Below are 5,103 nucleotides of genomic sequence, written 5' to 3' on the forward strand. Positions count from 1 at the left end.
GCCCGTCGCGACGAAGCCCACCCCAACAAGAATCAGGCTCGGCGGTCTCGGATCAAGCCGTAGCCGAGTACCAGGATTGCCCTACCGGCGCCTTGCAGACCACGACCCAGCAAGAAGATTTCGAAGGTCGGAGCAATGGCAGCGATGAGGGAGCCTACGGCGAACACTCCCGCCGAGATCACCATCATCTTCTTCTTGCCGTAGATGTCACCCAGCTTGCCGACCACCGGTATCGCAGCGGTGAGCACCAACGTCCCGATCGTGATGACCCAACCGACATTCGAGGTTGCGAAGTGAGCTGAGATCTCACCGAGCGCAGGTGTGACGAAGTTGTAGGCAATCGGAATCAGACAGCTGGGCGGCAAGTATTCGAGCGCATATCCCACCCCACGATGTGACGCGGCGTACTTTAGACGGCTGAACCTGCCATGTCTCGGTAATCGAAAAAGAAGCGCTCATACTGAGCGGACAGCCCAGCGTAGTGCCTGGAGGAAATAGGAATGCACCGCCTGTGGTTGCACTTCACAACAAAGCTTTTGCCCGCTTCAGAAAGGCACCACCTCAATGTCGGTCCCACTTTCCATCCTCGATCTCGCGCACATCAGCGCGAACGAGACCGCCAAAGACAGCTTCGACGCCAGCGTCACGTTGGCTCAGCGAGCCGAAGATTGGGGTTACAAGCGCATTTGGTACGCCGAGCACCACAACATGACGTCCATCGCGTCGTCGGCCACAAGTGTCCTGATCAGCCACGTTGCTGCTCACACGTCCAAGATCCGTCTCGGCGCGGGCGGCATCATGCTCCCCAACCACGCGCCGTTGACCATCGCCGAACAGTTCGGCACACTCGAGACACTGAATCCCGGACGCATCGATCTCGGTCTTGGCCGCGCTCCTGGCAGCGACCAGAAGACGATGCAGGCTTTGCGCCGTGACCCAAGCTCATCCGACAGCTTCCCGCAGGATGTCCTCGAGCTTCAGGGCTATCTGGGCGACACGTCGCGGATCCCGGGCATCAACGCTGTCCCCGGTAAAGGCACGCACGTCCCCCTCTACATCCTGGGTTCGTCGCTGTTCGGCGCCAAGCTGGCCGCGATGCTGGGACTCCCCTACGCCTTCGCTTCGCACTTCGCGCCCAATGCGCTTCGCGACGCGGTATCCATCTACCGCCGCGAGTTCAAGCCGTCCGAGCAGTTGGCCGAACCGTACGTGATCGCCGGCGTCAACGTCATCATCGCCGATACCACCGAGCAGGCGCAGCAGGATTTCCTCGCGTCGAGGCGCACCCGCGTCAGCCTGCTACTCGGGCGCGGACGCACGTTCACAGACGACGAAGCAGACATGCTGCTCGACTCCCCCGCCGGCCAGCAGGTTCTGCAGATGGCCCGGTACAGCGCCGTCGGAACGCCGTCCGAAGTTCGGGCCTACCTCGACGAATTCACCGAGCACGCCCAGGCCGACGAGCTGATCACCGTATCCACCGGCACCAACCGCGAAGCCTGGCTGCGCACCTTCGAACTACTCGCCGACGTCAGTAATCTGGTGCCCGCCTAAGCTCTCGGGCATGGGCGATCCATCCCGTCGCGGGTTCATCTCGGTACTGGCCGTACTTCTCGCGACGGGTTGGGCCGCCAACCACTTTGCCTCCCTCATTCCCGTACTGCGGGCACACGAGGGGCTCTCACATGCGGTACTCGACGGCGTGTTCGGCATCTACGCGCTTGGCCTGCTCCCCGGCTTGTTGACCGGTGGAGCACTCTCCGACCGTGTCGGCCGAGCTGCCGTCGTATTGCCCGGAGCTCTGGTTGCATCTCTGGGTACCGTCATTCTTCTGCTGTGGCACAACGCTTCCGGGCTGATGTTCGGGAGATTGGTCGTCGGCATCGGCGCCGGATTGGCGATCGGTGCCGGTACCGCGTGGGCTGCCGATCTGCGAGGTAAAGCCGGAACCGTCATGGCCGGAGTGGTTCTCACCTCCGGATTTGCGTTGGGTCCCTTGTTCTCCGGCCTGATGGCACAGTTCTTTTCATTTCCATTGGCGACGCCGTTTGTCGTATCGGCAGTCCTGTCGGTCTGCTCGGTTGCCGCCGCAGCGACGTGGAACCGCACCACTACTTCCGCCGCAGTCCTTCCACTACCTACCGATGGTGAACGCTCGGCGCGATCAGCATTGATCTGGGCATTACCGTTGGCGCCCTGGGTTTTTGCCAGCGCAACCGTGTCATTTGTGACGATGTCTGCCCGGCTCGGCGACCGCTATTCCGGTCCCCTACTTCCCGGATTTGCCGCAGCACTCACACTGGGAGCAGGCATTATCGTTCAAACTATTGCGCGTCATCGCAATTGGGGCCGACAAGCCGGAACCGTCGGCGCCGCACTCGCCGCGATCGGGTATTGCCTCGTGGCAGCCGGCGGCGCACACCCGTCGCTGCTCCTGTTCATCTTCTGCGCAGTAACTCTCGGAACCGCCTACGGACTGTGCCTACGTTCCGGACTCCTCGACCTCGAAACTCTGGCGCCTCCCGACGCGCGTGGAGCATTGACGGGCGTCTTCTACGTCGGAACCTACCTCGGCTTCGGGCTGCCCGTGCTGCTCGTTGTCCTGGAACCCACGATGGGTCCGTCGCTGCCAATGCTGATTCTCGCGGCAGTGGCAGCAGCAGTCGCCACGGTCCGATTTCGCGCACTCTCGGTGGAGTCTCCCACCGAAGCCGCTGCCCGGTGTTAGCGTCGTAGCTGCCCGTCGACATCAAGGAGTTGCACCATGAATCCCCGTATTCAGCCTGGCAGATTCAGAGACCTGGGCCCGATCAACTGGGGAATCTGGCGGGTCCTCTCCACAGCGGCAGGCGCACCCGACGCCCACCTGTTCAGCACACTCGGCCGCGCGGGCGGTCTGTTCCGTGGCTGGCTGCATTATTCCGGATCGCTGATGCCCGGCGGCAAGATCTCACGCCACGACACCGAACTGATCATCCTGCGCGTCGCCCACCTACGTGAATGCCAGTACGAGATGGATCATCACATCAGGCTCGGCCGCAAAGCAGGAATCGACGCCCCGGAGCTTGCCCGAATCTTTGAGGGCCCCAACGCTTCCGATTTGAGTTCTCGTCACCGTGCAATCTTGACGGCGGTTGACGAGTTGGTCGCCTCCAAGGACATCAGCGACAAGACCTGGACTACGTTGTCCCAGCATTTCGACGACCGGCGGCTCATCGAATTCACTTTGCTGGTAACCCAATACGACGGACTGGCGACTACCATTGGAACCTTGCGCGTTCAGAGAGACTTTACGTAGTCCGATGTAAATACCCGTGCGCACCGGGGCATGGTTCCACCCCGGTGCACACGTTGACTATTCGGCTGTTCAAGCTGCTGTCGGCGGATAGAACCGGGTTTTCCGATCATCCCCGAAATCGACACTCCACTCGGTGTGGTGGAGCAGTCGATGATGGTGGCCGCACAAAAAGAAGGCGCATCCACCATCTCTGACGGCCAGGGCTCGCCGCTGCACCACCTGACAAGCCTTGAGGGCGTCGATATCACCGTCGTGAAAGAACTGTGCGACTACGGATTCAAGCATGAACAACCGCGCGAGCGAGACCAGTTGACTGCAGTCGCCGATCTCGAGGTTGGCGGACGGATGCAACCACTACACGATAGCGCGGAAGCCGGTGTCGGGGAGAGCGTCACGGGTGAACATTTCGACAACGAGGTGCCCCATGCGCGATTGCATGTCATGGCGGGCATTGACCAGGTCGAGGACCACTATTTTGAGTTCCTCGCCGTCCAGCTGGCAAGCTTCCCGATTGTCCATGCGCTAATTCTCATCGAAACAAGATTTCGATCCCTAGTGACATTCCGGACAGGTTTTGAGGACTTTCACCCGAGACCGATTGACATACAACAGCATTCGAAAATTCAGACACTACGGCTTACAGATACGAATCGTGGACTCGCGCACTACGTCCCGTCGACGCGCGATTTCCACTGCGTCGACCGATTGATTGTCGGCGAGGCCCGGCGCCACCACCCAAGCGAACACAAGACCGAACACCACGGTGATCAGATCCTGTGGATCCCAGTGCGGCGCAATGACGCCATCGTCCTGCGCCTTACGAATCGCGGCCATTCGTGGAACCCAACTGGAATGCTCCTCAGCCTGTTTGCGCATCCGCGGCGCCTCGCCTTGCAGCTGCCCCCAGATCATCATTCGCTGGATTTGCGGTTTGCGGACCATGGCGTCGAACAATTCAACCGCATGGGACGGCATGTCCTCGCCCTGGAATTCGACCTCTTCCATCGCTTGGGCGAAATCTGCGTCGAGTACTGCATGAAAGAGCGCGACCTTGTCCCCGAAGTACGCGTAGAGGCGCTCCTTGCTCGCCTTGCCGTTCTTGGCAATGCGGTCGATGCGCGCGCCGGCAAGTCCGTAAGTGCCGAACTCTTCTTGCGCAGCATCGAGGATTCGTTGCTTCGTCGCGGTCACATCAGTGGGAGCCATAGTGATTATCGTAACCGAACGAACTATTTCGTTTGACTCATGTCGGACGCTGGATTAACTTTTATCCTTATGACCACCACCACCTCTGACGTGGGAAGCGGCACCCCGCCGCCGTCCCCGGTCACCTCCGAGAACCCGAACCATCAACGCCGTTGGCTGGTGCTCTGCATCGTCGCGTTTGCGCAACTCATGGTGGTTCTCGACGGCACCATTGTCTCCATCGCCCTTCCTGCCGCGCAGGAAGAACTCGGCATCAGCGACCTTGATCGCGCCTGGGTTGTCACCTCGTATGCCCTGGCATTCGGCGCGCTCCTCCTGCTCGGTGGCCGTATCGCCGATTACTGGGGACGCAAACGTTCCTTCATCGTCGGCATGGCGGGCTTCGCCATCGCCTCCGGCATCGGCGGTTTCGCTCAGACCGGCATGGAACTTTTCATCGCCCGCGCCGGCCAGGGCATCTTCGCTGCCCTCCTCGCGCCCGCCGCACTCTCGATGCTCACCACCACCTTCATCGGCGAGAAGGAGCGCGCCAAGGCTTTTGCCGTCTACGGCGCAATCTCCGGCGGTGGCGCTGCCATCGGCCTGCTGCTCGGTGGCGT

8 protein-coding genes are annotated in these 5,103 nt (G+C 61.0%); 4 read left to right on the forward strand and 4 right to left on the reverse strand.

Annotated elements, in window-relative coordinates:
- Nucleotides 1–32: 32 nt before the first annotated feature.
- Nucleotides 33–386, reverse strand: a complete 354-nt coding sequence (locus QM600_RS28855; RefSeq protein ID WP_283265161.1) for an MFS transporter — start codon at nucleotides 384–386, stop codon at nucleotides 33–35.
- A 178-nt stretch (nucleotides 387–564) separates the two neighbouring features.
- Here QM600_RS28855 and QM600_RS28860 point away from each other — a divergent pair, with 178 nt between their 5' ends.
- The 3 genes from QM600_RS28860 to QM600_RS28870 are packed head-to-tail and all read left to right on the forward strand — an operon-like array spanning nucleotide 565 to nucleotide 3,298.
- The gene (locus tag QM600_RS28860) at nucleotides 565–1,554 is read left to right on the forward strand and encodes an LLM class flavin-dependent oxidoreductase (RefSeq protein WP_283265162.1); all 990 of its coding nucleotides are present in this window, start codon (nucleotides 565–567) and stop codon (nucleotides 1,552–1,554) included.
- A gap of 10 nt (nucleotides 1,555–1,564) precedes the next feature.
- The gene (locus QM600_RS28865) at nucleotides 1,565–2,728 is read left to right on the forward strand and encodes an MFS transporter (RefSeq protein WP_283265163.1); all 1,164 of its coding nucleotides are present in this window, start codon (nucleotides 1,565–1,567) and stop codon (nucleotides 2,726–2,728) included.
- A 36-nt stretch (nucleotides 2,729–2,764) separates the two neighbouring features.
- A complete protein-coding gene (locus tag QM600_RS28870; RefSeq protein ID WP_283265164.1) occupies nucleotides 2,765–3,298 on the forward strand; it encodes a carboxymuconolactone decarboxylase family protein in 534 nt (177 codons plus the stop codon).
- A 69-nt stretch (nucleotides 3,299–3,367) separates the two neighbouring features.
- Here the strand turns inward: QM600_RS28870 and QM600_RS28875 are convergent, their stop codons facing one another.
- The 3 genes from QM600_RS28875 to QM600_RS28885 form a co-directional block, all read right to left on the reverse strand.
- Nucleotides 3,368–3,649: a hypothetical protein gene (locus QM600_RS28875; protein WP_283265165.1), complete on the reverse strand. Its 282-nt coding sequence runs from the start codon at nucleotides 3,647–3,649 to the stop codon at nucleotides 3,368–3,370.
- A gap of 3 nt (nucleotides 3,650–3,652) precedes the next feature.
- Entirely contained in the window at nucleotides 3,653–3,817 is a 165-nt protein-coding gene (locus QM600_RS28880; RefSeq protein ID WP_283265166.1) for a hypothetical protein, read from the reverse strand.
- Between the two features lie 111 nt (nucleotides 3,818–3,928).
- Nucleotides 3,929–4,504, reverse strand: a complete 576-nt coding sequence (locus QM600_RS28885) for a TetR/AcrR family transcriptional regulator (RefSeq protein WP_283265167.1) — start codon at nucleotides 4,502–4,504, stop codon at nucleotides 3,929–3,931.
- 69 nt (nucleotides 4,505–4,573) lie between these two features.
- Here QM600_RS28885 and QM600_RS28890 point away from each other — a divergent pair.
- A partial coding sequence (locus tag QM600_RS28890; RefSeq protein WP_283265168.1) for an MFS transporter occupies nucleotides 4,574–5,103 on the forward strand: 530 nt, incomplete at its 3' end.

It is taken from the genome of Rhodococcus sp. IEGM 1379, from assembly GCF_030056815.1.
Taxonomy (GTDB): domain Bacteria; phylum Actinomycetota; class Actinomycetes; order Mycobacteriales; family Mycobacteriaceae; genus Rhodococcus_F.

Coding starts and splice junctions, on each gene's coding strand:
- QM600_RS28865 (WP_283265163.1), top strand. CDS start 1,565: ATGGGCGATCCATCCCGTCGCGGGTTCATCTCGGTACTGGCCGTACTT.
- QM600_RS28860 (WP_283265162.1), top strand. CDS start 565: ATGTCGGTCCCACTTTCCATCCTCGATCTCGCGCACATCAGCGCGAAC.
- QM600_RS28885 (WP_283265167.1), bottom strand. CDS start 4,504: ATGGCTCCCACTGATGTGACCGCGACGAAGCAACGAATCCTCGATGCT.
- QM600_RS28870 (WP_283265164.1), top strand. CDS start 2,765: ATGAATCCCCGTATTCAGCCTGGCAGATTCAGAGACCTGGGCCCGATC.
- QM600_RS28880 (WP_283265166.1), bottom strand. CDS start 3,817: ATGGACAATCGGGAAGCTTGCCAGCTGGACGGCGAGGAACTCAAAATA.